Here is a 26,570-nt window from a genome sequence, read left to right as displayed (position 1 = left end):
GCTCGCCACAATTAGTCGGCCCTCATGTCGATGCCGACCAGCATCGCCGCGCTCATCTTTCGCGGTAGCTCGGTCAGGATCGCGGACGCCGCGATGCGGCGCGGCAGCGTGACGTACTTGCGTTCGCGCTCGATCGCGTCGGCGATCGCGGCGGCGACGACTTCAGGTTCCAGGTCCTCGCGGGGCAGCATGTGCAACCGCTGAGAGCGCTCGATCGCCCGCCGAGCCGGACCGAATTTCCTTATGCCGTCGATCATGTCGGTCTTGACCGCGCCGATCTGCACCAGCGTCGTCCCGACGGGTGTGCCGCGCAGCTCGGCGCGGATGCCCGCGGTGAAATGGCTCAGCCCGGCCTTCGACGTGGCGTAGACGGTGACCCCGGGGCTGACGCTCACCGCACCCATGGACGATACGTTCACGATGTGTCCGCGGCCCCGTCCGACCATCCGGGGCATGAGCTGCCGGCACAGCTCCATCGGCGCTAAGAGGTTGACCTGCAACAGGTCACGCATCTCCTGAGCGGAGACGTCCGGCAGCAGGCGAACGCAGTCCAGACCCGCATTGTTGATGAGCACGTCGACCGGCCCGTCGGCCTCGACCCGGTCGACGAGTGCGCCGACGGCGTCTGGATCGGTGAGGTCGGTCGGGTAAGCCTTGCCGCCGAGTTCCTTGGCCAGCTGTGCCAGGGCCTCGCCGTTGCGGGCGACGAGCGCCACCTCGGCGCCACGCTGGCTGAGGACTTCCGCGATGCTGCGGCCCAGCCCGCGGCTGGCGCCGGTGACCAGTGCGCGGGTGTTGTTCAGCTGCATGGCAATTCCTTCGGGCTCGGGTTGTTCAGTGCTTGTCCAAGGCCTCGCGCAGCACCGCGCACACGTCCGCGTTGGCCTGCTCGGCGGTGGCGACATCGTCGGGTAGGTTGAAGAATCCGTGAAACATGCCGTCGTAACGGCGGACCGTGGTGGCCACACCCGCGTCCCGCAGCAGGCGCGCGTACTCCTCGTTCTCGTCGCACAGCGGATCGACCTCGCCGCTGACGATGTGCGCCGGCGGCAGTCCGGCCAGGTCCGCAAGTATCGGTGAGGCAAGCACATTGAGCCGGTCGCCGTCGGGCCCAAGATACTGCTCGGTGAACCACCGCATGTGGTCGATCGTCAGCACGCCGGGCGCGGACCGGGCGTGTGACGCGGAAGGTTTGCGGCGCTGGTCCACCACGGGATAGATCAGCACCTGGAACGCGATAGGCGGCCCGCCGCGGTCACGCGCGAGCAGGCACACGCCCGCCGCCAGATTTCCGCCGGCGCTGTCCCCGGCCAGCACGAGACGGTCTGCGTCCCCGCCGAGTTCGGCCGCGTGTGCCGATGCCCACTGGGTCGCCGTCCATGCGTCGTCGAGCGCCGCGGGGAAACGGTGCTCCGGGGCCAAGCGATAGGCGACCGAAACCACAATCGCGCCAACACCGTTCGCCAGCCGACGGCAGCACGCGTCGTGCGAATCGAGATCACACAACACGAAGCCGCCACCGTGTAGGTACACGAGCAGCGGAGCCCCCGCCGCCGAGGCGTCCGGTTCCAGCGGGTGATAGATGCGCACCGGTAGCTCGCTGCGGCCGTCGGGACCGGGGATGGTGCGGTTGTGCACCTTGGCGACCGGAACGTGCCTGCTCGGCTTGCGGCTCGCGCGCAGGCTTTCCCGCACCGTCGCGGCGTCGGCCTTGCCGTCGCGCATCGACGCGAACGCCGCCGCCATCCGCCGCGCGACCGCATGCTTGGTGTTCTCGACGGCGGTATCGGTCATGTGAAGGCACCTTGCTCCAGCCGACCGCGGACCAGTTTGCCGGTGGCGTTGCGGGGCAGTTCGACACGGAATTCGACGTCGCGGGGCACCTTGTAGCGAGCGAGATTGGCGCGCACGTATTCCTTGATCTCCTCGGCGCTCGTCGAAGCGCCTTCGCGCAGCACGACATAGCCCTTGAGCCGTTGCCCGAAGTCCGCATCCGGCACCCCGACCACGGCCGCCTCGACCACGTCGGGATGACCGCCGATCACGTTCTCCACCTCCAGCGGATAGACGTTCTCGCCGCCGCTGATGATCATGTCATCGTCGCGGCCGTCGACGTAGAGCCGGCCGGTGGTGTCGAAGTGGCCGACGTCTCCGCTGCTGAGCAGCCCGTCGATGACTTCTTTGGTCCGGCCGTCGGTATAGGCTGTGAACGTCAGCACGTTGCCGGCGAAGATGCGGCCGACCGTCCCTGGCGTGGTGACGGGCTGCCCTACGTCGTCGTAGAGCGCCACGTGGCACCCGACCGGCGGCCGCCCGGCCGTCGCGGGATCGTGTGCGAGGTCTGTTGGCGTCGCGACGGTCATCACCGCCAGCTCGGTCGAGCCGTAGAGGTTGTACAGGACTGGGCCGAACCGGTCCAGCGCGCGTATCACCAGATCCGGCGCCATTGCGGACCCGGACGCGAAAATGATTCGCAGCGAGAAGGTGTCGTAGCGGGCCAGCACGTCATCCGGCAGCGCCATGATGCGCTGCAGCATCGTGGGAACAACCACGAGCACCTGGCAGCGGCAATCCTGCACGGCCCGAAGCGTCTCCTCGGGATCGAACTTGCGGCGCAACACCAACCGATTGCCCAGCGCCAAGGACAACACCGCCTGGCCGAGCCCGGTGCCGTGGAAGACCGGTGCCGCCACGTAACACGTCTCGCCACGCCGCCGCGGCACGCGGTCGAGCAGCTGCGCGGAGAACAGTGGGGACGCCTTCTCGCGCGGCGCGCCCTTGGGGGTGCCGGAGGTCCCGCTGGTCAGCAGGGTGAGCCCGCCGGGCCGTGCGGGTGCCGGCACCGCAGCGCCTGAAGTCGAGGCGATCAGCCGTTCCAGGGTGTCGGTGTTTTTGTCGGTGGCCTCGTCCGGGATCCGGCACGGATCGGCCAGCAATCTGTCGACGGACGGGTCGACGGCGTCCAGCAGCGCCGCGAATTCGTGGTCGTGCACCAGCAGCGAAATACCCTCGCGCCGAACGAGATCGGCCAGTTGCGGCCTGGCGAACCCGGTGTTCATCAGCACCAGGCGCGCGCCCGCCTTGTTCGCCGCGGCAATGACCGCGATGAGGTTGCGGTGGTCGCGGCACAACGCCGCAACCGTGGTCCCCGTGCCTACGCCGGTGGCGGACCACGCCCGGGCCAGGGCGTTCACCCGATGATTGAGCTGCGCGAAGGTCACGTCGCCGGCGTCGTCGGAAATCGCCACCGCGGTGGGGCTGCGGCGGGCGGCGCTTTCGACGACCCCGGCGAACGCCCCGTACCGCTTTGCGGACAGGAAGGATCGCAGCCCTTCGCGCGGACCGCCCGACAGGCCGGACTCGCGCAGGACCCGAAGGCTTCGCACCGTCACCGCGAGGGTTCGGGGCGGTCGCCTGGTCGATCTGTTCACGTCAGCGACGGTATGGGCGCAGCCGCGTCGCGTGAGTAGGCTTTCCCATTCATCGGGACTGTATACCGCCGCGGCCCGCCTGAACTGGTTGTCTGTCACTGAGCGAATTGGAGGTGATCGGATGCGCCGTCTCACCGGTGTCGACAACATGTTTCTCAAGCAGGAGAGCAGCACCCAACCCCAGCACACCATCAAGGCCGTCGTGCTGGACCCGGCCGCGGCCCACCAGTCGCTCACCTTCGACGCCGTCCGCGCGGCGGTTCCCGCGCTGGTCGAGCGGATCGAGCCGCTGCGCTGGCAGCTGTTGAAGACGCAACTGGGCCGGCCGTGGTGGATCGAGCGTCCACGAATCGACCTCGACCACCACGTCAAGCGGGCGTCGGTGGCGGCGCCCGGCGGCGATCGGGAACTGTCAGCGCAGATCAACGACATCAACATGGGTGCCCTCGATCGCGGGCGTCCGCCGTGGCAATTCTGGTACGTCGACGGGCTCGTCGGCGGGCGAATTGCGCTGGTGCTCAAGGTGCATCACGCGCTCGCCGACGGCATGGCGTCGCTGCGGCTGCTGGAAACCATCTTCAGCTCCGATCCCGCCGAAGCGCTGCCGACGGCGGCGGGTTCGCTGGCGGACGAGAAACGCCCCGGCACCGCGGCGTGGTACCGCACGGTGTTGCGGCATCAGGGCACGGCGGCGGGCCGGTTTCCCGGGGTGCTGGCGCGTTCGGCGCGGACGATCCAGACGGTTCAGGCCCGCCGTCGGGCAGGGCAACCGGGTTTCGCCGCCGCCTTCGGCGCACCGTCCGCTCGATTCAACGCGCCCTTTACCGCACGACGCGAGTTCGCCTACCTCACTTGCGATCTCAACACGATCAAGGAGATCAAGGCCACCTTCGGGGTAACGGTCAACGACGTGTATCTCGCGGCCTGCGCCGGCGCCGTCCGGTCCTATCTCGACCGGCACGGTGAGTTGTCCGCCGAGCCGCTGTCCGCCGTCGTCCCGGTCGCGATTCGGCCGCCCGGCGCCGAGGTGGACTGGGGTAACCAGGTGACCACCTGGTACACGTCGCTGGCCACCGATGTCGCCGATCCCGTCGAACGGCTACAACGCATTTCGGCCAATACCAAGGCCGCCAGGGCGGTGCACGACGAGCGCGACCTGTGGCTCTTCGGCGACTGGATGGAGTACTGGCCGCTGTTCTGGTTCTACGGCCGTGCCCTACCGATCGTCGGGGCCGCGACCAAGAAGCGTCCCACCTACAGCCTGATCGCGTCCAATGTCCCGGGACCTAAGACGCGGCTGTACTTTGCCGGAGCGCCGGTCGAGAAGCTGATCTCCGTGGGTCCGATCGTCTATCCGTATGGCCTGAACTTCACCGGCTGGAGCTACGGCGACGACATGACAATCGGCATGCAGGCATGCAGCGACCACGTGCCCGACATCTGGGAACTCGCCGACGGGGTAGGGCGCGCGCTGGACGAGCTGGCGGCGCGGGCGCAGCAACCTCGGCGAGCAGACACAAAAGCACCCGTTTCGGGCTGAATTTGGGGGCTTTTGCGTCTGCTCGGCGTTACTTCCCCGCCATGTCTTTTGCCGCCAGGTGGCTGAACAACATGCTGGTTCCGATCGGGGTACCGCCGGCCGGGTAGGCGGTCCCACTCGGTGCGGCCATCGTGTTACCCGCCGCGTACAGGCCCGGGATGCGATCACCGGAGGTGTCCAGGACGCGGCCGGTGGCATCGGTGCGCAGCCCGCCCTTGGTGCCGAGGTCGGAAATGCCGAAGGCGGCCGCGTGGAACGGCCCCATGTCGATGGCGACGAGCGGCGGTGCCCCACCGGAGAACGCGCGATCGTACGCCTCGTCGCCGCGGTGGAAATCTTCGTCGACACCGCCGGCGACGAACTCGTTGAAGCGGGCCACCGTCGCGGCCAGGTTCTGCGGCGGAACCCCGATTTTGCGGGCGAGCTCGTCCAGGGTGTCCGCCGTGTGCCACAGTCCGGCGGCGACGTACTTCTCCGGTTCGACCATCGACACGTTCGGCGCCTTGACGGGCGGCACCGGCCCCTCCTTGTCGTCGTAGATCATCCAGTACGGCAAGGTGATTGACCCGTTCTCCAACTGCGATACGACGGCACGGCCGATCCTGTCGTAGGCGGCGGATTCGTTGACGAAACGTCTGCCGTCCTGGTTGACGAAAATCCCCCCGGTGAACCACAACGCGAACGCAGAGCGACCGTCGGGATGCGTCAGACCCGGCGACCACCAGGCCTGGTCCAGAAGATCGGTGTCCGCACCGATCGCGATCGCCGCTTGAAGCGCTCGGCCACGGTTTCCCGACGGTCCCATCGTGTCCCGCGCCTGACCGGGCACACCGTACTTGCGGCGCAGCTCGTCGTTGCCTTCGAAGCCACCCGCAGCAAGCAGCACCCCCCGCCGGGTGCGTATCGCGCGGCGCTGCCCGGCGGTCTCGACGATCGCGCCGACCACCGAGTCGCTCTCCGCACCGACCAATAGCCCGACCAGCTCGGTGTTCAATCGCCTTGCCGCGTTCGGGTATTGGTCCGTCGCCTTGAGGAACCGGGCGATCAGCGCGCGGCCGCCGATGAAGTATTCCTCGGGTACCGGCGCCCCGAGCCGATCCGTGTCCAGCGGGCCACGCACCACGTCGCGCAGTTCGGGAGCCTTCGAGACCCGCAGCGGCCGCACCGCGATGTGTCGCCGGCCGTCCAACCGGGCCTTCGGCACCTTACCGAAATAGTCCGGCCAGGGCAGCATGTCGAACTTGAGCAGGTCGTCGGCTTCGAGGTACTCGATCAGGGGCGCGCCGCCGCGCACGTAGGTTTCCTGCAACGCGTAGGGCGTACGGTCCCCGACCACCGCGTGGTAGTACTCCAGCGCGTCGTCGATCGTGTCGTCGACACCGGCGCGCACGAGCACCGGGTTGCACGGGAACCACACCCCGCCGCCGCCGGAATAGGCGGTGGTGCCGCCGAATTTGTCCGTCGCCTCCGCCAAAAGCACGTTAAGGCCCTCGCGGGCCGCGGTGTATGCGCCGGTGACTCCGCCGGCGCCGGAGCCCGCCACCAGCACGTCGCACTCTTCTTCGAAGCGGATCATCTCGATACTCCTACGTGTAGCGCTGCTGCCCGTGTCGCGCGAATTCGGCGTCGAGTGACAGCTTTTCGTCCGGGCTCATCGCGTGGTAGACCGGCGCCGCCTCCCGCCCGGCCCAGCGGTACACCGGTTCGTCGGTGTGCCAGCGCTGCTGTTGCAGTTCGCGCTTGAGCACCTTGTTCGACCCGGTGACCGGCAGGCTCGCGGAGACCCGCAGGAAACGTGGAAATCCCTTGCGGCCCAGATCTTGCTGCCGAGCGAGGTAGGCCGCCAGCTCGCCGCTGTCGAACTCGTCGGGGTCGGCGACCTCGATGGCGGCCATCACCTGGTCCCCCGAACGCGGGTCCGGCACGGCGTAAACCCCGGCGGTGACCACGCGCGGGTGGCGGCGCAGGACGTGTTCGATGGTCAGCGCGGAGATGTTTTCACCGTCCACCCGGATCCAATCGCCGCGCCGCCCGGCGAAGTACATGAAGCCCGCCTCATCGAGGTAGCCGAGGTCCCCGGTCCAGTACCAGCCGTTGCGGATTCGTTCGGCGTCGGCGGCGTCGTTGCGCCAGTAGCCCTCGAAGCTGCGGGTGCCGAATTTGTCGACGATCTCGCCGACGGCCTCGTCGGGGTTGAGGACCCGCCCGTGATCGTCGAGAACCGCTGGCACACAGTCGGCTAACGTGACGGGGTCGACGACGGCCACGCCGGCGTGTGCGGGCCGGCCGAGCGCGCCCGCAGGTGCGGCCGGATCGCGGGCCACGACCGCCCCGCCCTCGCTGGACCCATAGCCCTCGAACAGCTCGGCGGCGAAGCGCCGACGGAATTCGTTCTGATCGTCCGGCGAGGCCTCGGTGCCGAAGCCGCGCGTCAAGGGGTTGTCGGAGTCGTCGGCCTGTTCCGGAGTGGCCATCAGGTAGGCCAGCGCCTTGCCGACGTAGGTGAAGAACGTCGCGCCGAAGTACCGGACATCGGGCAGGAACTGCGACGCCGAGAACGTCGGCGTCAGGCAGACGGTGGCACCGTTCGCCAGCGCGGGTGCCCACAGCGCCATGATCGCGTTGCCGTGAAACAGCGGCATGCAACAGTATTCGACGTCCTGGCGATGGTGGCCGAACTTGTCGGTGGCGGCGTAGGCGATCCGGGCCAGCCGGCCCTGGCTGCACTTGACCGCCTTCGACGCGCCCGTCGTCCCCGAGGTGAACAACAGCAGGAACAACGAACCCTGCTCTACGGCAGCGGAAATGACGGGTTCGACGCGGTGCGCGTCGAGAAGCCGGGCATAGTCGGGGTCGTCGATCACCAGGAACCGATCGGGGTCGAGATCGAGATCCAGGCGGCGCAGCCGTTGCATCCCCGCCGCGTCGGTGACGATCAGCTGACAGTCCGCGTGGCGAATCTCCGCGGCCAGGCCTTCGGCACCCCGGGTGGGGTTGATGCCGACGATCGTTGCGCCGGCCAACGCCGCACCACCGAGCCAGAACACGAAGTCGGGGACATTCTCCAGCAGCACCCCGACGTGGAACGGCCCGGGACGTCGCATCGACTGTGCCAGGGCGCCGCGGGCGGCCGATTCGCGCAGCACCGCATCCCACGTCCAGTCGCGGTCCCGGGTGCGGAGCCCAAGGTGCTCATCGCCGAGACGGTCCAGCAGCATGGTCGCGATGTCGTCGCGCATGTCAGGTCGCCGGGTACACGAGCTCGAGGTATTCCCTGGGTAGATCGTCGCGGGACAATTTCGTCATGCTGACCACACCCGGATTGTAAGAGTCTTCCCCTTCGATCAATCCGTTGTCGTCGACCGGCCAGAGCAGCAGCTGGCGGAACACGATCAGGTAGTCGCCGTCGACGTCGTCGACGGGAATGCCGATACGCGCCGCCTCGGCGCCCGGATAGATCTGCTTGAGCAGTCCCTCGGTCACCACACAATGGTCATCGACAACGAGCCGTTGAATCTCGAATTCGAGGACGTTGGTCCGCGTGGCCAGGAAGTCGGTGTAGTACGTCCGCACGCCATCGGTGGTTTTAGGGCCGACATCGCCGGCGGCGCGCCAGAAGTGGTAGTCGGGGTTACCGCACAGCGTGGCCATGAGGCGCTGCAGGTCCGGCGCGGCTTCGGCCTTCATATGTTCGATGACGGCCGCGAGCACCACGCGGTGGCGTTCGTTGGTGGAGTCGGCCAGCCGCTTCTCCAGCGGTTCCCAGGTCCGGGTGGGGTCGATTACGGCCATGGGCTGCTCCTTCTGCCGTGCTTCATCCATCTGCCGACGCGAACGTACTTGCCGCGGTGACGCGGCGGCCGGCGCTTTCCCGATGGATGAGACGCTGTTCAGCGGCTCAGGAATTTGAGCAACAGGTTGTTGACGGTGTCCGGCTGCTCGATCTGCGGGCAGTGCCCGGCTCCGTCGACCACGGTCGAGAGCGCACCGTCGATCTGCCCCGCGAGCTGGGCGGCCCAACCCGCGGGCAGGAGCTTGTCGTTCTTTCCTTCGACGACGAGTGTCGGCACTTTGATGCGCTCATAGGGCCTGGCCGCCGACGGCGCCGACGGCGCAGGAGCGCCCGGACGCCGAAAACGGGCCGCGGCCACCGCCTCCCACGCTCCGGGTGCGGTGCTCGACTCGTAGCGGCGCCGGACATACTTCTCGTCGGCCGGATAGCTGGCGTCGTAGAACAACGCCTCGACGATGCGGCGCATGGCGCCCACGGTCGCGTCGTACTGCTGAAGCGCCTCAAAGTGCTTGTTCTGCTGGATTTCTCCGCCGCCGCAGATGATCACCAGGCTGCGCACCGGCAGCAGCGGCGCATCTGAGGTGGCATCGGCGAGCAGGTTGATCGCGCCCATGGAGTTGCCGACGAAGTGCGCCGAGGCGATGCCGAGCTGCTCGCAGAAGCGCGCGACGTGCCGTATGCGCATCCCACGGCCGTCGACGAAGTCGATGACCTTCGCCGATTCGCCGAACCCGAGTTGGTCGGGCGCCAGCACCCGGTAATGCCGGGCGAGCGCGGCGATGTTACGTTCCCAGCCGAGCGCGGCGCTGGCCCCGAACTCGCCGCCATGCAGCAGCACCACGGGGTCACCCTCGCCGCCCTCCAGATAGCTGGTGGCGAGGCCGTCGACCGTCGTGGTCCTGCGATAGACGGCGATCACTTGATTGCGATCGGGTTGACCGGCGAGCCAACGGCGCCAACGACTCTCAACGGCGGTGCGACGAGCTGGAACTCGTAGACGCCGTCGGCCGCACAGTCCTCCGCCAGCGGGCCGAGGTCCCAGTACTCACCGAATAACAGCCCCATGTCACGCAGGCACAGAAGATGCAGGGGCAGAAAGATTCCGTCGACTCCGGACACCAGGTCCTCGACCTGAAGATTGTCGGCGGCGACCGCCGCCACTTCGTGGTCATGCAGCCACGAGGCGCAGCGCCAGTCCAGTCCGGAGTAGCCCTCCATCTTGTTGCCCGTCATGGCAAACCTGGTCCACCAACCGGTTCGGATCAGCACGATGTCGCCGCGACCGATGGTAACCCCCTGCGCGCGAACGACGTCATCGAGCTCTTCGGGCGTGATCGGGTTGCCAGGTTTGAGAAAGACGTCCGCACCGCGATGGCGAACCAGGTCCAACAGCACGCCGCGGGAGGTGATGCCCTTGCCGTCCACCTTGTCGATCCCGCAGTGGTAGGCGCCCATGCTGGTCACCGAAGCCGCCGGAAAGCCGTTGTACAGCTGGTCGTCGTAGTAGACGTGGGACAGCGCATCCCATTGGCTGGCCGCCTGCAACGGCATGATGATCATGTCGTCGTTGAAGCGGAACGGATTGTCCGCCATGTACTGGCTCAGCTGTTGCGCCACCGGATTAGCCGCCCATCCGGGCCCGTACTGGGCCAGCGTGTTGACGTCGCCACCGTCGATCGTCATGACATGCACCGGGTTGTGCCGAAATTCGAAGGCGCCCTGCGGGCCCGACGCGCCGAAGTCGACACCGAGCGCGAACACCTTCCCGTGCCGGACCAGGCTCGCGGCCTGAACGACCTTGTCGGCGGTGATGAAGTTCAGCGTGCCGAGTTCGTCGTCGTCGCCCCAGCGCCCCCAGTTGGAAACCTCGCGAGCGACCCGTCGGAAGTCGGTCAAGCCGGCCACGGCGCCTACCCTTCCTCTAGTTCCCGGGTGATCGCGGCGGCGATGTTTCCACCGTCGACCCACAACACCTGCCCCGAAATATAGCTGGCCGCAGGGCTGTTCAGGAACGTCAGTACCGCGGCCTGTTCCGCGGGTTGTGAAACGCGGCCCAGCGGCTTGGGGATGTCGTCGAGAAACCCCTGCCCGTAGGCCGTCCTAAGCTGGTCGAGTATCGGGGTTTCGGTGACCCCCGGCCCGGTGCAGTTGATCCTGATGCCGCGCGCGCCGAGGCGCGCGACGCTGCGCATGCTGTAAAGGATGAGCGCCTCTTTGGCGAATTGGTAGCCGCCACCGGTCAGGTCATCGGGATGGCATTGACACCAGTCGATACCCTCTCGCATCGTCGCGGTATTCAGCAGCGGGGCCACCGCCCGCAGATGCTCCCGGTATCCGGACGCGGCGAGCGAGGACACGCTGACGATCGACGATCCGGGACGCATGCTCGGGATCAGCGCCTCCGTGAAATGCCTAGTGCCGAGGAAGTTGATGGTAACGACGAGCAGCGGATCGCCGATCCCTGAGGACACCCCGGCGACGTTGAACAACGCGTCGACGGGCCCACCGACGGCGGCGGCCGCACGCTCGATCGAGCCTTCGTCGGCGAGGTCGATTTGGTGAAAGTCGCTGGCATCAAAGGAGGGTCGGTGCTTGTCCAGCCCGATGACGTCCGCGCCGAGCTCGGTGAGCTGCCGCACCACGTGTTCACCGATGCCCGACGAGCACCCGGTGACCACCGCGCGGCGGCCGTCGTAGCGCCACAGCTCTTCGATCGCGCTCACTTGCGCTGCTGCTCCTCCTTGGCGCGCTGCGCCGCCTGAACGCGGCCCTCGTTGATTTCCGCCATGGCTTCGGGGATCTCGCTGGCGGTGAACTTGCCACCACGACCGGTTGGCAGGCCACCGAACGAGTAGCTTTCGTCGAACTGCGGTGCTGTCGATTCCGGCCGCCGGGCCTCGACCTTCTCGATGACGGGCGCTAGCCGGGCGGCCTTGTCGGCCACTGCTTTTGCGTCGCGTTCGATGAACTCGGGCAGCACCTCCTTGCCCATCAGCTCGATGGATTCCATCGTGCCCTCGTGGCTGCGCGGGTTGAGCAGCAGGATGATCTCGTCGACCCCGCTCTCCTCATAGCCGCGCAGGAACTCGCGCACGGTGGCGGGAGAGCCGATCGCGCCGCGCCCGGGACCGTAGGCCAGCGTCGGGTCCTTGTCCACCTCTTCGAGATAGCGTTGCCACACGCCGGTCCGCCCCGGGGTGTGCACGCCGGTCATGTAGTAGTGCATGATCCCGAACGAGAAAAATCCGCCACCCTGCCCGAGGCGCTCGAGTGCCTGTTCGTCGGTCTTGGCGACCATCATCGACAGGTCACCGCCGATGGCAAGGATGTTCGGGTTGATCGCGGGGGTGACCGGGACGCCGTTCTCTTCGAACTCCTTGTAGTAACCGTTGACCCGTTCGGTCAGCGGCCCTGGGCCGGTGTAGGCGAAACTCAAGGCGCCGATGGCCTTTTGGGCCGCCATCTGCACGCTTGCCGGGCGGGTGCAGGCAACCCAGACCGGCGGGTGCGGCTTCTGCAGCGGTTTGGGAATCACGTTGCGGGCCGGCATCTGGACGTGCTCGCCCTTGAAGCCGGTGAAGGGCTCCTCGATCATGCAGCGGATCGCGACCTCGAGCGCCTCTTCCCACTGCGCGCGCTTGTCGGCGGGATCGATATTGAATCCGCCCAATTCACCAACGGACGACGATTCGCCGGTACCGAACTCGACGCGGCCGTTGGAGATCAGGTCCAGGGTGGCGATGCGTTCGGCGACGCGCGCGGGGTGATTCACCGCGGGCGGCAGGTGCATGATCCCGAAGCCCAGCCGGATGTTCTTGGTGCGTTGGCTCGCCGCGGCCAGGAACATCTCGGGCGCGGTGGAATGACAGTACTCCTCGAGGAAGTGGTGTTCGGTCAGCCAGACGGTGGAAAAGCCCGCCTTGTCGGCCGCCTCGACCTCGTCCAGGCAGTCCTGCAGCATGAGGTGTTCGTCGTCCGGCGCCCACGGCCGGGGCAGGGCGAACTCGTAGAACAGCGAAATCTTCATCAATACCTCCCATGGGAATCAAGGGTCTGGTCGTGCACCTGTGCGGCCTGCTCGGAAATGTGTGTGGCCGCGACGAAGCCGAACGTCATGGCCGGGCCGATGGTCGCTCCGGCGCCGGCGTAACTGCGGCCCATCACCGGCGCCGACGTGTTGCCCACCGCGTACAGACCCGTGACGACGGTGTTGTCGGGGCGCAGCACCCGGGCGTACTCGTCGGTCAACAGACCACCCGATGTCCCCAGATCGCCGAGGACGACGCGGAACGCGTAATACGGCGGATCCCCGAGCGGATACAGGTTGGGGTTGGGCAGCGTCGGGTCACCGTAGTAGTTGTCGTAGACGCTGTCGCCGCGGTTGAAATCGTCGTCGTGCCCGCTGCGGGCCAGGTCGTTGAAACGGCGCGCGGTTTCGGAAAGCTGCTGCGCCGGTACGCCGATCTTGGCTGCCATCTCGTCCCAGCTCGCTGCCGCCTTGACGACGCCGGACTCCAGCCAGGCGCGCGGGACCTTGCGGCCGGTGGGCACCGGCGCACCGGGGATCTTGGGGATTGGCAGGTGGCCGCCGATGACGTAGCGGTTCCAGGACCGGTGATCGGTGATCAGCCAGCAGGGGATGTGGGTGACCCCGGACCTCTGGCCGTCGATCATCGCGTGCCCGAAGTCCATGTAGGGCGCCGCCTCGTTGATGAAGCGCTTGCCGTCGCCGTTGACGATGAACTGGGCCGGCATCATCCGTTCGTTGAGCATGAATTGCATTCGCCCGTCCGGCCATTGGATCGCCGGGAACCACCACGCCTCGTCGAGCAGGTCGGTCGCGGCGCCGACTTTTTGGCCCGCGCGGATGCCGTCTCCGGTGGACGCCGGGTTGCCGAAGCTCCAGTCCTGCTCGACAACCGGCAGCTGCTCCTTGCGCCACGCGAGGTCGTGGTCGAAGCCCCCGGAGGCGAGAACGACGCCGAGGCGTGCGCCGATCCGCCGCTCCACACCATCGCGCTCGACCACGGCGCCGATCACCGATCCGTCGTCGGCGGTGAGCAATTCGGTCATCGGTGTGTTCAGCCAGAGCGGGATGCCGCGTTCCCGTAGCGCCAGGCTCAGTCGCGCCACCAGCGATTGCCCGATCGCCGCCATCCGCTCGTTGAACGCCCTCGCCCTGACCATCCGCGCGATCAGCTTCAGCAGGACACCCTTGCCGGCCCACGATTGCCTGATGCGGTAGAAGGAACGAAGCTCTTTGGGCCCCAGCCATATTCCCCGCGGCGCCAGGGCCAACGGCTTCAGCAGGTTTCGTTCGTCGGGACCCAGTTTGCGCAGGTCGATCGGCGGCACGTTGATGGTGCTGCCGAGTTCGGATCCACCCGGTAGCTCCGGGTAATAGTCGGCATAGCCCGGCTTCCAGACGAACTCGAGCCAGCCGGAGAGCCCCTCCAGGAATTCCAGCATCTTGGGGGCCGATTCGACGTACTGGCGGAGTCGGGCGTCGCTGACCAGACCGTCGGTGATCTGGCGCAGGTATTCGACCACGCCGTCGGGGGACGGGACGTATCCCTCCCTGCGCTGCGCCGGCGCCCCGGGCACCCAGATGCCGCCGCCCGAGAGCGCGGTGGAACCGCCGAATTGGGCGGACTTTTCGACCACCAGCGCCTCGAGGCCGGAGGCATCGGCCGTTAGCGCGGCCGTCATGCCGCCGCCGCCCGAGCCGACGACCAGGACATCGACGACGTGATCGAAACCTTCGGCGATCATTGCGGCACGGCCGTTCTGATGGCGAAGCCGGCGATCAGCTCGGCGGCCGGCTTGTAGTAGCGCTGAGTTGTCTGATACGGCCCGGCGGCGGCCAGAGCGGCGAAAGCGGCCACCCACGTCCTGATTTCGTGCGCCGAGGTGCCGCCCTCGTGGAGCACGAAAGAGTTCGACCACTGGTCGAACTCGTCGAGCCGGCCGGCGTCGACGATCTCCAGGAAGTGGTGGTCCCACATCGGGTTGAGGGCCTGAAGCGTGCTCTCCCCCGCGGCAAAGCTTTTGGCCGCGTTGATCACGGCGGTCTGCCTGGCCTGGCGTTGCTCGGTCGTCATGGGTTCGCCGTGCACGATCCGCTGCCGGACCGCGGGACCGGCCGTATCCAGCGTCGGCACCGGTGGACTGTGCGACAGCCCGCCGGATCCGATCACCAACACCCGCTTGTCCAGGCTCGCAAGGTAGTTGCCTGCCGCCGTTCCCAACGCCCGGCAGCGGCTCAGTGGGCCCAGTGGCGCCGCGATCGCGTTGACGAAGATCGGGATTACCGGGCGAGACGTGGCGTCGCCGAACAGCTTCTCCAACGGCTGCACGGTGCCGTGGTCGACGTCCATGCCCGCCGATACGGCGATGTCGACGCCGGCGCCGAGGATGGCCTTCGCGCAGTCGGTCGCGGCGTCCTCCGGGACGTCCAGCGGGCCGAGGTGGGTGCCGTAGTCGCTAATTCCGCTGGCGTGCATGCCAATACAGAACGGCGGCATGACCTTGTAGAAGAAGCCGTTGTAGTGGTCCGGGGCGAAGATGACCACGAGCTCGGGGTCGTAGTCACCGACGAATTCGCGCGCCTGCGCGATCGCGGCTTCGACGTCGTCAAGCAGGTCCCGCGACGGCCCCGGTAGATTCAGCAGCGGGCTGTGGGACATACAGCACAGAGCCAGTGGCACTTGGCAAATCACCCCCCTCCGGCGTGAGGGTGAGGGTGTCGATCAGTGACGCGCTCAGCTCGGGGGCGAGCTGGGCGATGCAGGCGCCCGCGATGCAGCGATCCGGGCGTAGGAACAGCACCGATTCTCGGTGACCGTCGAACCAGCCCTTCAGGCCGCCGGAGCGATCCCCCACGATCACCACGTCGGGGTCTTCGGGCGTCTCGTGACCGGTCCAGTGCAGCTGGGTCAGCGGGCGCAGCGCGACAAAGCGCGCCCCCAGCGCCTTCCACTTCGCGAATGCCGTCTCGCCAAGGATCTTGCGGGGGTTGTTGTTCCAGCACAGCACCGCGAACCAGTCGCCCAGCACCTCGTCGAGGAGCACATCGCGCTGCGTCCGAGTGTCGACGCGCGGCTGCACGAACAAGGTGCCCACCGGTGAGCCCTCGCGGCGCGGCTCGTCGTGCACGACGGCCCCGTGCTCGTAGCGCGGCATCGGCTTGAACCGCATCTCCAGCACATACCGCTTGAGCGACGGGACAATCGACGCGGATCGGATCAGCACGTCCCGTGCCCCGGCCACCCGGCGGTTGGTCGGCGAGATGACGCGGCCGACCATCGTGGACAGGTCTATCATCGCCCTGGCGTGCTTGCGCCGCTCCATGTCGTAGGTGTCGAGCAATTGGGCGTCCGCGCGACCGGTCACCACCGCCGCCAGCTTCCAGCCCAGGTTGGCCGCGTCCCGAATGCCACTGTTGTAGCCCTGCCCCTGCCAGACCGGCATCAGGTGCGCCGCATCACCGGCGAGCAACAGCCGGCCGTTGCGGAACGCGCCGGCGATCCGCGAATGGTGGGTATAGACGCGGCGGCGGATCACGTCGACCCGGTCGGGATGCGGCACCATACGCGCCAGCATCCGGGTCAGGAAGGCGGGATCCTCGGCCTGCTCGTCGGTCTCGTCGGCGTGAATCATGAACTCGAAGCGCCGAATACCGTGCGCGATCGAAATCGACGCATACGGGCGCTCGGGGTCCGCGCCCACCTCGCTGTTGGGGTGGCCCAGCGGATCGTTGGCGATGTCGACGACCAACCAGCGCGTCGACGACGTCGTGCCGTCGAAGGAGACGCCCATCATCCGGCGGGTCATGCTGCGACCGCCGTCGCAGCCGACGACGTAGCGCGCGCACACGCGGGCGGGGTCGCCGGCGCCACCGAGCTGCACGGTCACCTCGTCAGCGCCCTGCTCGCACGACGTCATCGGACGGTCCCACCAGACCGTGACATGTTCGAATCTGTCGAGGCCGCGGAGTAGTTCGGCGTCGACGAGTGGCTGCACGAACCCGTTGCGCTTGGGCCAGCCGAAACGCGCGTCGGGCGGCGCCATTTCGGCGAGGATTCGCCGCTGGGCGTCGTAGAAGCGCAGGATCTGGTTGGGCACGGTGTGCGGCAGTACGCGGTCGACCAGACCGATCGACTGGAAGGTACGCAACGCCTCGTCGTCCAGCCCGACCCCGCGCGGATAGTCGATCAGCGTCGACCGTTCGTCGACGACGAGCGTCGTTACCCCCTGCAGGCCAAGAATATTGGCCAAGGTGAGTCCGACCGGACCCGCGCCGACCACGAGAACGTCGACGTCAGGGATGTCCGGCCCGCTCCGTCCCATCAACGCCCTAGCAGGAAGTCGAGGTGCAGGCGGTTGAAGGTCTTTGCGTCCTCGTATTGCGGCCAGTGGCCACAACCCGGCATCACCTCGAACCGCGCGCCGGGAATCATCGAAGCCATGCGGCGGCCCTCGGCCACGTCGGCGGTCGGGTCGTCACTGGTCCACAGCACCAGCGTGGGCGCGGTGATCGACCCATACTCGGTCGGGCCGAGGATGTTTCGCGCCCGGATCTCGGGATCCTGCAACGCCATGATGTCGCTCATGGCGGCGACGAATCCGGGCTGCCGGTAGATCCGCTGGCGGCTGGCCACCAGGTCGTCGTAATCCTTGGACTTGTCCGCCATCAACCACTTGATCCGCGCCGCAACCGTTTCCCAGGTCGGGTTCTCGGCGGCCGCCATCGACAGCGTGATGATCCGTTGCATCACCGCGGGGTCGGCCTGCGAGCCCCCGGCGGTGTTGAGGACGAGCCGGTCGACCACGTCGGGGTGGTCGATGGCGGCGCGGGCGGCCACCCAGCCGCCGAGCGATTCACCGCTGATGCTGGCGCGGTCGGCGCCGATGGTGCGCAGGAAGGTCATCAGATGCTCGACGTAGTGGCCGATTTCGAGTGGATGCCCCGGCTTGTCGGTATACCCGTGACCTAGCATGTCGATCGACCAGGTCCAGAAATACTCGGCGTGCGCCGCCAGATTGCGGACGTAGGCCTCGGCGTGGCCGCCGGACCCGTGCAGCAGCATCAGCACCGGGTTCGCGGGATCCCCTGCGCGCAGGTAGCGGGTCCGGACTCCCCCCGCGGTCAGGTAGCCCTGCGAAAACGCGACGCCTTGCAGGTCGCTCCAGATGCTCTCGAACTCCGGCACGGTTCCTCTCTGGGTGCTCGCCTGCTGAAATTCAGGTCTCGTTTCCGGCCCTGATTGTGTGCTAATATCGCACGCTAATGTGCGTTATATATAGAGCTTCGCCCGCAAGTCGGGGTCTGTCAAGACCGTGACGGAGAGTGTTGCGGGTTCGCAGACCCTGGCCCGGGGACTGACGGCACTGCAGATCGTCGCGGCTTCGGCAACCGGGATGACCGTGCAGGAGCTCGCCGACCAGGTCGGCGTGCACCGGACCATCGCCTACCGGTTGCTGACGACTTTGGCGCAGTTCCGTCTGGTCGCCAAGGGAGAGGATGGCCGCTACCGGCCGGCCTCCGGGCTCGCGGTGCTGGGTGCGTCGTTCGACCACAACGTGCGCCAACTGAGCCTGCCCACGCTGCGCGCGCTGGCCGACGAACTCGGCACCACCGTCTCGCTGCTGGTCGCCGAGGGCGATCAACAGGTGGCTATCGCGGTGATCGTGCCAACCCATGTGGCGTACCAACTTTCGTTCCACGAGGGCAGCCGGTATCCGCTGGACCGCGGCGCCGCCGGGATCGCGCTACTGGCGAGCATGCCGTCGCGACCGGGGGAACGCGAACTCGTGGCGCGGGCGCGCGAACGCGGCTGGGTGATGACACACGGTGAGATCGAACCCAATACGTACGGCCTGGCTGTGCCGGTACACCGCCGGGCGCCGTCACCGCCAACCTGCATCAACCTCATTTCCCACCGCGAAGACGTCGTGCTGCGCGGAAAGGACGCGGTGGTCAAAGCCGCGAAACAGTTGTCCGCGCTGCTCAGCTGAAGGGATGGCAATCCATGTCTTGGGACCACGAGGTCGACGTCGTCGTACTCGGCAGCGGTGGCGCCGCGCTCACCGCCGCGCTGACGGCGGCCGTTGCCGGCGCGTCGGTCGCGGTGTTCGAGAAGGCCCCGACCGTCGGCGGAACCACCGCGGTATCGGGCGGAATAGCCTGGATCCCCGCCCATAACCGTTGTGCCGAGCGCGAATTGACGATCGACGACGCGCTGCGGTACCTGCGTGCCCAGTCGTACGACTCGATGGACGACGCGCTGGTCGAAACCTTCGTCCACACCGGCCCGGCAATGCTCGACTTCGTGGAGAAGCACAGCGGTCTGCGGTTCGAGATCGCCCCCGGCTTTCCGGACTACCAGCCCGAGCTGCCGGGCGGACAACCGAGCGGCGGCCGGTCGCTCAGCGCAGTTCCCTTCGACCTCAGTCAACTTGGCGAATGGGCCGGGCGCATCACGTCGTTCCCGCCGGACTGGTCCAACGTGGGCTTCGACGCCGAAACCCGTGCGCGACTGCATGCCGACGTCGACGAGCAGGCGGGCGATCTCTGCGTGGCCGGCACCGCGCTGATCGCCGGGTTACTGAAGGGCCTGCTGGATCTCGGGGTGACACCGCGCACGAACGTGCGCGCCGAGGAGCTGATCGTGAAGGACGTGGAGGTCGTCGGCGTGCGGGTCGACGGTCCGTCCGGACGGGTGCGTGCGCGCCGCGGCGTCATCCTGGGCACCGGCGGCTTCGAGTGGGATCCGGTTCTGGTGCAGGCGTTTCTGCGCGGCCCGATGCACGGCGCGGTGTCGCCGCCGAACAACACCGGCGACGGCCTGCGCATGGCGATGGCCCAAGGTGCCGACCTGGCGAACATGGGCGAAGCGTGGTGGGTGCCGATCGTGCAGATCCCGGGCGACACGATCGGGGGCAAGCAGCGCAGCCGCAGTGTGCGGCTGGAACGAACGCGTCCGCGAAGCATCATGGTCAACCGGGCGGGACGCCGGTTCGTCAACGAGGCCTGCGACTACAACTCGATGGCCGGCGCCTTTCACTACCTGGACCCGCGGGGCGGATACGTCAATGACGCCGGTTGGATCGTGTTCGATTCGGTGCACCTGCAACGTTATGGATTTTTGGGTATCGCCCCGGGCGAACCCGTCCCGGACTGGTTCTGCGAATCCGCCGACCTTGCCGAGCTCGGCGCCAAGACCGGCATCGACGCCGACGGTTTGGCGCGCACAATCGAGGCCTGGAATCGTCATGTCGCGGCCGGTTCGGATCCCGAGTTCGGCCGGGGCGCAAGCGCATACGACGGATACTGGGGCGACGACCAGGCGACCACCCTGGTCGGCAGGACGCTCGGCCCGATCGATACCGCGCCGTACTATGCGGTCCCGGTGCGCGTCGGCGCAATGGGGACCAAGGGCGGCCCGCGCACCGACCGGGACGGCCGCGTGCTCCATGTCAGCGGTGAGCCGATAACGGGTCTGTTCGCCGCGGGTAACGCGATGGGCGGCGTGACGGGCCGGGCCTACGGCGGCGCCGGTGGAACCATCGGCCCGGCAATGGTTTTCGGTTTCCGTGCGGGCCATGCCGCCGCGACCGGGAAGTCCGTCGAGGACTAGGTTGCGCGAGCAGACGCAAAAGCCCCCGACACGCCCGGCGTGCGGGGGCTTTTACGTCTGCTCGCCACCGGAAATCAGGCGTTCGGCGGCGGTGTAGGGATCGTCGCTGCCGTCGACCACCGCCTCGGCGAGCCCGTCGAGGCTGGGGCTGGTGCGCAGCCGGGTCTGCGCCAGGGACAGGATCTGTGCGCGGGCGCGGGCGATCCGGCGGGCGCGGCTGTCGGCACGGTGATGGTCGTCGATCGCGGTCATCAGATCCGCGACGCCCTCCCCGCGGGCGGCGATCAGGCTGACGATCGGGGCTTTGGTCTCCGCCCGCAGATCCCGCACGGTCTGTTCGGCGCCGTCCCGGTCGGCCTTGTTGACGACCACGATGTCGGCCACTTCGAGCACGCCGGCCTTGGCGGCCTGAACCGCGTCTCCCGCACCGGGATTGAGGATCACCACCGTCGGATCCGCGACGGCGGCGATCTCGATCTCCGACTGCCCCACCCCCACGGTCTCCAACAGGATCACGTCGTAACCGATCGCACCCAGCAGCCGGATCGCGGCCGGGACCGCCGCGGCCAGGCCGCCGATATGGCCACGGCTCGCCACCGAACGAATGAGGACGTCGGAGTCGTTGATATGAGCGGCCATTCGGATCCGGTCGCCCAGCAGCGCGCCCCCACTGAACGGCGACGACGGGTCGACGGCAAGCACGGCCACCCGGCAGCCGCGCTCCCGGTGCGCGCCGACGAGGGCCGCGATTGTCGTCGACTTGCCCGCGCCCGGCGGACCGGTGATGCCGATGACGCGGACCGCACGCGCGCCGGTTTCCGGCTGGGCGCCGATGCTCGTCAGCACCTCGGCGCGCCGGTCACCCTCGACCAGGCTGAGCAGCCGACCCGCGGCGCGCGGAGATCCGTTGCGCGCGCCCGCAATCAGATCGGCTATGTCCATTGGCGTCCCATTCGCGCCCAGGTCGCGACTAAGGCGCCGGGACCTCGATGACGGTCGCAGAGCCCATGCCACCACCCGCGCACATCGCCGCGACCCCGATGCCGCCGCCGCGGCGCCGCAATTCGTACACCAGGGTGACCAGCATCCGGGCGCCGGTCGCCGCGACCGGGTGCCCCAGCGAGCAGCCGCTGCCGCTGACGTTGACCTTGTCCGGATCCAGCTCGAGCAACTTCACGGTGGCCACGCACATCGCCGCGAACGCCTCGTTGATCTCGAACAGGTCCACGTCAGAGACCGACAGCCCGCCCCGGGCAAGGGCTTTCGGGATCGCGCTGACTGGTGCCAGGCCGGTCGACGCCGGGTCCACCCCCACCGACGCCCACGACACCACCCGCGCCAGCGCGGGCAGGCCCAGCTCGTCACTCGCGATAGTCAGCACGGCGGCACCGTCGTTCGCACCGCAGGCGTTGCCGGCGGTGATGGAAAAGCCTTCGATCTCCGGATGCAGCGGCTTGAGGGCGGCCAACCTCTCCATGCTGGTGTCCCGCCGCGGGTGCTCGTCGACCGAGAACATGCCGTGCGGCGTCGCGATGGGGACGATCTCGTCGACGAAGCGGCCCTCGTCGATCGCTGCGATCGCATTGCGGTGCGATCGCAGCGCCCACGCATCCATCTCCTCGCGGCTCACGCCGGCGGCGACGGCCGCGTTCCAGCCCACGGTGATCGACATGTCCATGTTGGGCGCGTCGGGCCGGTCGGGATGCGTCGGCGGAAACCAGTCGACCCATTCACCGTCCACCTGAATCCGCGACCGCGGCGAAGTGGAGGCCGAGTTCACCCCGCCCGCGATGATGAGCTGATCCATCCCGGCGCGCACACTTGCCGCCGCGCTCTGCACCGCCGCCTGGCCGGCCGCGCAGTGCCGGTTGTTGGCCAGCCCGGGCACCGTGGGCAGGCCCGCGGTCAGAGCCGCATGCCGGGCGACGACCCCGCCGCCATACAGGCCTTCGCCCAGGATCACGTCGTCGACCAGCGCCGGATCCAGATCCATCGCGGCCTCGGTGACCACGTGATTGGCGAGGTCGAACGCGGTGGTGTCGCGCAGCGTTCCCTTGCGGGCGGTTCCGATCGGCGTACGCAGCGCGGACACGATGACGGCTTCAGGCACAGGTCTTCTCCACTTCAGCGAGCACTTCGACAAGCATAGGCGGGGCTAGAAAGCCGACCGCACATTCATGAGAACAGTATTCTCTCATTCTGAGAGTACGAGTTGCAAGGAGGGTCGGCGGGCGCCTTGACCCGCGAGCAGACGCAGAATCGCACACAACGGCGCCGAGTCGTGCGATTCTGCGTCTGCTCGCGGAGAGAATCGGGAGGCACTGGGTTGGAGGGAACGATCGCGGTCCCAGGCGGGAACGTGTGGTTCACACGGGTCGGCGGCGGTGCGGGCCGGCCACTGCTCACGGTTCACGGCGGTCCGGGTCTGCCGCATGACTACATCGCCTCCCTCGCACGCCTGGCCGACGAGCGGGAAGTCATCTTCTGGGACCAATTGGGCTGCGGGAAATCCGAACGGCCGTCCGATGCGACACTGTGGACGATGGATCGTTCGGTGGCCGAAATGGATTCGGTGGTAAGGACACTCGACCTGCAGGGCTGTCACGTCTTCGGCAATTCGTGGGGCGGGATGCTGGCTATGCAGTACGCCCTGGACACCGCGCCGACGGCGGCGACCCTCGTCCTCTCGAACACGATCGCCTCCATACCGCAGTTCTCGGACATGGTGGCGCGCTTGAAGTCCGGGCTCGAGGCGTCGACCCAGGCCGCGATCGACCGCCACGAGACCGCCGGCACGACCGCGGCAGCCGAATACCAGGCCGCGATCCGCACCTGGAACGAGACGTACCTGTGCCGCCTCTCCCCCTGGCCCGACGAGCTCGAGGACGCCTTCCGGCAGATGGGAGCCGAGATCTTCGAGACCATGTTCGGGCCGAGCGACTTTCACATCGTCGGAACGGTGCGGAACTGGGACGTATTCGACCGACTGGCCGAGATTGCGCTGCCGACGTTGGTTATCGCGGGCAGGTTCGACCAATGCGTGCCCGAGCACGCGAGGGCGATCCACCAGCGCATCGCCGGCTCCGAATTCGCGCTGTTCGAGTCGAGTTCGCACATGCCGTTCCTGGAGGAGCCGGAACGATTCGATCACGTGATGCGAGATTTCCTGCGGCGGAACGACTGAGTGCACCGACGGCTCAGCGCGGCGGCGGCCCCGATTCGATACCGCGCACGACGAGTCCGATCGCCCATTCGATCGCCTTGGTGGCGTCCGACGGACTCGCGCCCCACTGCGCCACCAGCCGTTCGTAGGCTGGAGGGTTCCACAACACATCCAGCACACCGGCGGCCAGGGTTTGCTGCCGCGCCGTCCAGTGCGGCGCGGCCGTCGCGACGGCGCCGCGCAGCGCCTCGCCCCGGGCACGATCCATCGCGGTGAACGTCGGGTCCTCCGAACCGATGGCCCAGGACGAGACGGCGAACGAGGACAGCGCCCCAAAGACCCGGCGGGCCACCGCGGCGATATCCCCCAGGCCGACATCGTTATAACTCACACCGGCGCGTTCCTGAAACCGCTGCATGACGGCGTCGTGCAACTCGCGTTCAGTTGAGAAGTGCCGGAATACCGTTCGCTTGCTTACGCCCGCGCCTTCCGCGACCGCCTGAAACGTCATGGCACTCCAGTCCAGCGCGGGCAGGCCTTCGACAATCGCCACACCGGCACGCACGATCCGGTCCCGCGTCGCCGCAGCCTTCTGGTCACGCACCCGGCTGCGATAGGGGCGGGGCGCGCGCCTTGCCGCGGGCGAATCCGCTATTGACACCCCATCGTCATTCACGTCATCATGGTGTCACCAATTAGCTGAGCAGTAAAGCCGGTGAGACGCCATGGACTCGGTCGACGACTTGCTGGGCGCGGCACGCCAGGACACGGGTCTGCACGACTTCGGCGCCGATTCATTCCGCGCGGGACTGGCGGTCCTGGTCGAATCCCTGCGTACCGAGGCGGATCTGAATCCCCTGGGCCAGTTCATCGTTCGCGACCTGATCCTGAGGTCGCTGAAGAATCGGCTGCACATCGAGGACTGGTATCGCCGCCACCCCGAGATAGCGGACGAGGTGATCGAGCGCCCGCTGATCGGGCTCGGTCTACCGCGCACCGGTTCGACGGCGCTGTCGTTTCTGCTCGCCGAGGATCCCCACGCGCGTTCGCTGCGCCGGTGGGAGGCCGGGGAGCCTTGCCCACCGCCGTCCACCGTTGCGGGGCCAGACCCGCGGATCGCCGCCGCGGCGGCACAGCAGGACATGTTGGACAGCGCCGCGCCCCGCCTGGCCGCGCTGGTCCCGTCGACGGCGACGGGACCCGAGGAATGTCAGGACCTGATGGCCCTGGACTTCAAAAGCCAGTATTTCCAAGCGTTCGCACATATTCCGACGTACTCCCGGTGGCTGGTCGATGCCGACCTCACACCCACCTACGCCTACGAGCGGCGTGCGCTGAAGTTGTTGCAGTGGGGGCAGCCTCGCCGGCCATGGCGGTTGAAGTGCCCCACCCATCTGCTGTTCCTCCCGCATTTGGACGCGGCATTCCCCGACGCCCGCTACGTGTGGACGCACCGCGACCCCACCGAGGTGATCCTGTCGGTCGCGGATCTCTACGCCGAGTTCCGGCAGATGACGTCGAACACGGTGGACCGAAACTACCTGGGGCAGCTCAACGTCGAGCACTGGTCGCTCGGGATGCGGCGCGCGCTGGCGTTCCGCGACGCCGGCCACGACGACCGTTTCTTCGACCTGGATTTTGCTGCCGTGCAAAGTGATCCGATCAACGAGGTCAAACGCCTGTACGCGTGGCTGGACGAGCCGGTGACCCCGGAGTTCGAAGCCGGAATGCGAACGTGGTGGGAGTCCGCCTCCGCCTCGCGCTTGCCGAACACCCATCCCGACGCGGCCGCGTTCGGTTTGAACATGGACTCCGTGCGGCCGCTGTTCGCCGACTACATCCAGCGCATGACGGCGGGAAGGGTGGCACAGGCATGACGACCGACCTGACCGGCGGGCTGCGCGAGGATTGGGAGTACGTCTGGGCCGAACAACCGGACGACCCGGAGGCCCGAGAGTCGGTGAACGCCTGGATTTGGGACGACAGCGGCACTTTCGGGATGCCGCGCGTCGGCGTCGAGGCGGTGGCAGACCAATGGGACACCCACGACGTCCAGGTGAACATCGCGTTCGCCGACGGCCGGGTGTTCAACGTCTTCGGTAACGGGCCCGTGCACGATCCGCTGGGCGCCGACGGCAAGCCGCGGATCCTGGGCGCCGGGCCACTGTCCTTCGAGGTCGTCGAACCCTACCGGCACCTTCGTCTCACGCTCGACGGCCACGCCGTCGCCACCACGGCCGACGCGCAAATGGCCGGATGGATGCCCTGGTCGGCCGCGGGCGAACGCGTTGCGGTCAACGCGCAGATCGACATTCGGCCGATCCTGCCCCCATGGGAGAACGGCTCGACCAGCGCGGAGGCCCGCCACGTCCTGTCCACGCAGGAGGAGGGCTACCTGATCGGCTACCCGTGGCGTTTCGAACAGCTGTGCAGCGCCAGCGGTGCCATCACCGTCGGAACCGAGACGCACCAACTCCGTGGCGGCGCCAACCGGATCCGCCGACAGGGTGTCCGGCGCCTGGCCCCGCTGCGGGGCCACGTGTGGCAGGCGGCCGCGTTCCCGAGCGGTTTCGGCTTCGGCTTCCAGGTCTATCCGCCCCGCGCCGACGGCAAACCGACCTACAACGAGGGCTACATCGTTCAGGACGGCAAGATCGTGCCCGCCCGCGTGAAGGAGGCGCCCTTCCTGAACCGGTTGCAGGCGGACGACGAGGACGTCTCGGTGGTGCTCGAAGCCGCCGACCGGGTCATCGACATCGAAGGCCGCACCGCGATGTCCACGTTCATGATCATGCCGCCGGAAGTCGGTGGCGGGCTGCAGTTGCAGCAGGCGCTCGCGCGCTACACCTACCGGGGAGAGACCGTAGTGGGCATGATCGAACGATCGACCGCCCGGGATCACATCGGATCCTGATCGCATCGCCTGCGCACGCGGTCTGTTCGACGCCAGCGAATGCGGGTATTGCCGTCCTGTGATTGGGTTCAACGATGAACTTGCGACGCA

General features: G+C 67.7%; 23 protein-coding genes. 6 read left to right on the top strand and 17 right to left on the bottom strand.

Annotated elements, in window-relative coordinates; all coding sequences use genetic code 11:
* Nucleotides 1-11: 11 nt before the first annotated feature.
* From AC5Y5V_RS27520 to AC5Y5V_RS27510, 3 genes are read right to left on the bottom strand one after another with little or no spacing between them, the layout of a single operon-like run.
* A complete protein-coding gene (locus AC5Y5V_RS27520) occupies nt 12-809 on the bottom strand; it encodes an SDR family oxidoreductase (protein WP_499941505.1) in 798 nt (265 codons plus the stop codon).
* 25 nt (nt 810-834) lie between these two features.
* Nucleotides 835-1,794, bottom strand: coding sequence for an alpha/beta hydrolase (locus AC5Y5V_RS27515; protein WP_499941503.1), 960 nt, complete (start codon nt 1,792-1,794; stop codon nt 835-837).
* A complete protein-coding gene (locus AC5Y5V_RS27510) occupies nt 1,791-3,431 on the bottom strand; it encodes an AMP-binding protein (RefSeq protein WP_499941501.1) in 1,641 nt (546 codons plus the stop codon). The genes AC5Y5V_RS27515 and AC5Y5V_RS27510 overlap by 4 nt, the downstream gene beginning before the upstream one ends.
* A 121-nt stretch (nt 3,432-3,552) precedes the next feature.
* On the opposite strand from AC5Y5V_RS27510, the gene AC5Y5V_RS27505 reads away from it, so the two are divergent.
* The gene (locus AC5Y5V_RS27505) at nt 3,553-4,971 is read left to right on the top strand and encodes a wax ester/triacylglycerol synthase family O-acyltransferase (RefSeq protein WP_499941499.1); all 1,419 of its coding nucleotides are present in this window, start codon (nt 3,553-3,555) and stop codon (nt 4,969-4,971) included.
* 28 nt (nt 4,972-4,999) lie between these two features.
* Here AC5Y5V_RS27505 and AC5Y5V_RS27500 read toward each other — a convergent pair whose 3' ends face one another.
* From AC5Y5V_RS27500 to AC5Y5V_RS27450, 11 genes are all read right to left on the bottom strand, one after another.
* Nucleotides 5,000-6,547, bottom strand: a complete 1,548-nt coding sequence (locus AC5Y5V_RS27500) for an FAD-binding protein (protein ID WP_499941497.1) — start codon at nt 6,545-6,547, stop codon at nt 5,000-5,002.
* A gap of 10 nt (nt 6,548-6,557) precedes the next feature.
* Nucleotides 6,558-8,210: a steroid-22-oyl-CoA synthetase gene (gene casI, locus AC5Y5V_RS27495; protein WP_499941495.1), complete on the bottom strand. Its 1,653-nt coding sequence runs from the start codon at nt 8,208-8,210 to the stop codon at nt 6,558-6,560.
* A 1-nt stretch (nt 8,211) separates the two neighbouring features.
* Nucleotides 8,212-8,763 carry a nuclear transport factor 2 family protein gene (locus AC5Y5V_RS27490; RefSeq protein WP_499941493.1) on the bottom strand — a complete coding sequence of 184 codons (552 nt, stop codon included), beginning with the start codon at nt 8,761-8,763 and terminating at the stop codon, nt 8,212-8,214.
* A gap of 98 nt (nt 8,764-8,861) precedes the next feature.
* Nucleotides 8,862-9,680, bottom strand: a complete 819-nt coding sequence (locus tag AC5Y5V_RS27485) for an alpha/beta fold hydrolase (RefSeq protein WP_499941509.1) — start codon at nt 9,678-9,680, stop codon at nt 8,862-8,864.
* Complete coding sequence (locus AC5Y5V_RS27480) at nt 9,680-10,669, bottom strand: cyclase family protein (RefSeq protein ID WP_499941491.1); 990 nt, start codon at nt 10,667-10,669, stop codon at nt 9,680-9,682. The genes AC5Y5V_RS27485 and AC5Y5V_RS27480 overlap by 1 nt, the downstream gene beginning before the upstream one ends.
* Nucleotides 10,670-10,674: 5 nt before the next feature.
* A complete protein-coding gene (locus tag AC5Y5V_RS27475) occupies nt 10,675-11,487 on the bottom strand; it encodes a coniferyl-alcohol dehydrogenase (RefSeq protein ID WP_499941487.1) in 813 nt (270 codons plus the stop codon).
* Nucleotides 11,484-12,791 carry an LLM class flavin-dependent oxidoreductase gene (locus AC5Y5V_RS27470; protein ID WP_499941485.1) on the bottom strand — a complete coding sequence of 436 codons (1,308 nt, stop codon included), beginning with the start codon at nt 12,789-12,791 and terminating at the stop codon, nt 11,484-11,486. The genes AC5Y5V_RS27475 and AC5Y5V_RS27470 overlap by 4 nt, the downstream gene beginning before the upstream one ends.
* Nucleotides 12,791-14,536 (bottom strand): FAD-binding protein, encoded by a 1,746-nt coding sequence (locus tag AC5Y5V_RS27465; RefSeq protein WP_499941482.1) that lies wholly within the window; start codon nt 14,534-14,536, stop codon nt 12,791-12,793. The genes AC5Y5V_RS27470 and AC5Y5V_RS27465 overlap by 1 nt, the downstream gene beginning before the upstream one ends.
* Entirely contained in the window at nt 14,533-15,450 is a 918-nt protein-coding gene (locus AC5Y5V_RS27460; RefSeq protein WP_499941479.1) for a 3-carboxyethylcatechol 2,3-dioxygenase, read from the bottom strand. Before AC5Y5V_RS27460 ends, AC5Y5V_RS27465 begins: the two co-directional genes overlap by 4 nt.
* Complete coding sequence (locus tag AC5Y5V_RS27455; RefSeq protein ID WP_499941476.1) at nt 15,398-17,113, bottom strand: bifunctional 3-(3-hydroxy-phenyl)propionate/3-hydroxycinnamic acid hydroxylase; 1,716 nt, start codon at nt 17,111-17,113, stop codon at nt 15,398-15,400. Before AC5Y5V_RS27455 ends, AC5Y5V_RS27460 begins: the two co-directional genes overlap by 53 nt.
* Nucleotides 17,113-17,976, bottom strand: a complete 864-nt coding sequence (locus AC5Y5V_RS27450) for an alpha/beta fold hydrolase (protein ID WP_499941474.1) — start codon at nt 17,974-17,976, stop codon at nt 17,113-17,115. Before AC5Y5V_RS27450 ends, AC5Y5V_RS27455 begins: the two co-directional genes overlap by 1 nt.
* A gap of 127 nt (nt 17,977-18,103) precedes the next feature.
* On the opposite strand from AC5Y5V_RS27450, the gene AC5Y5V_RS27445 reads away from it, so the two are divergent.
* Complete coding sequence (locus tag AC5Y5V_RS27445; protein ID WP_499941472.1) at nt 18,104-18,781, top strand: IclR family transcriptional regulator; 678 nt, start codon at nt 18,104-18,106, stop codon at nt 18,779-18,781.
* Nucleotides 18,782-18,795: 14 nt separating this feature from the next.
* Nucleotides 18,796-20,403, top strand: a complete 1,608-nt coding sequence (locus AC5Y5V_RS27440) for an FAD-dependent oxidoreductase (protein WP_499941470.1) — start codon at nt 18,796-18,798, stop codon at nt 20,401-20,403.
* Between the two features lie 51 nt (nt 20,404-20,454).
* Here the strand turns inward: AC5Y5V_RS27440 and meaB are convergent, their stop codons facing one another.
* Together meaB and AC5Y5V_RS27430 are read right to left on the bottom strand one after the other, a co-directional pair.
* Complete coding sequence (meaB, locus tag AC5Y5V_RS27435) at nt 20,455-21,345, bottom strand: methylmalonyl Co-A mutase-associated GTPase MeaB (RefSeq protein WP_499941468.1); 891 nt, start codon at nt 21,343-21,345, stop codon at nt 20,455-20,457.
* A 28-nt stretch (nt 21,346-21,373) separates the two neighbouring features.
* A complete protein-coding gene (locus AC5Y5V_RS27430) occupies nt 21,374-22,513 on the bottom strand; it encodes a thiolase family protein (RefSeq protein ID WP_499941466.1) in 1,140 nt (379 codons plus the stop codon).
* A gap of 216 nt (nt 22,514-22,729) precedes the next feature.
* Between AC5Y5V_RS27430 and AC5Y5V_RS27425 the strand changes: the two genes are divergently transcribed.
* A complete protein-coding gene (locus tag AC5Y5V_RS27425; protein WP_499941464.1) occupies nt 22,730-23,587 on the top strand; it encodes a proline iminopeptidase-family hydrolase in 858 nt (285 codons plus the stop codon).
* Nucleotides 23,588-23,600: 13 nt separating this feature from the next.
* Here the strand turns inward: AC5Y5V_RS27425 and AC5Y5V_RS27420 are convergent, their stop codons facing one another.
* Nucleotides 23,601-24,242, bottom strand: a complete 642-nt coding sequence (locus AC5Y5V_RS27420) for a TetR/AcrR family transcriptional regulator (protein WP_499941462.1) — start codon at nt 24,240-24,242, stop codon at nt 23,601-23,603.
* 49 nt (nt 24,243-24,291) lie between these two features.
* Between AC5Y5V_RS27420 and AC5Y5V_RS27415 the strand changes: the two genes are divergently transcribed.
* Nucleotides 24,292-25,443 (top strand): sulfotransferase family protein, encoded by a 1,152-nt coding sequence (locus tag AC5Y5V_RS27415; protein WP_499941460.1) that lies wholly within the window; start codon nt 24,292-24,294, stop codon nt 25,441-25,443.
* On the top strand, nt 25,440-26,480 hold the full coding sequence (locus AC5Y5V_RS27410) for a DUF7064 domain-containing protein (RefSeq protein ID WP_499941458.1): 1,041 nt from the start codon (nt 25,440-25,442) through the stop codon (nt 26,478-26,480). Before AC5Y5V_RS27415 ends, AC5Y5V_RS27410 begins: the two co-directional genes overlap by 4 nt.
* Nucleotides 26,481-26,570 lie beyond the last annotated feature (90 nt).

The organism is Mycobacterium sp. NGS68 (genome assembly GCF_059812195.1).
This window is presented reverse-complemented; position numbering and strand designations above follow the sequence as displayed.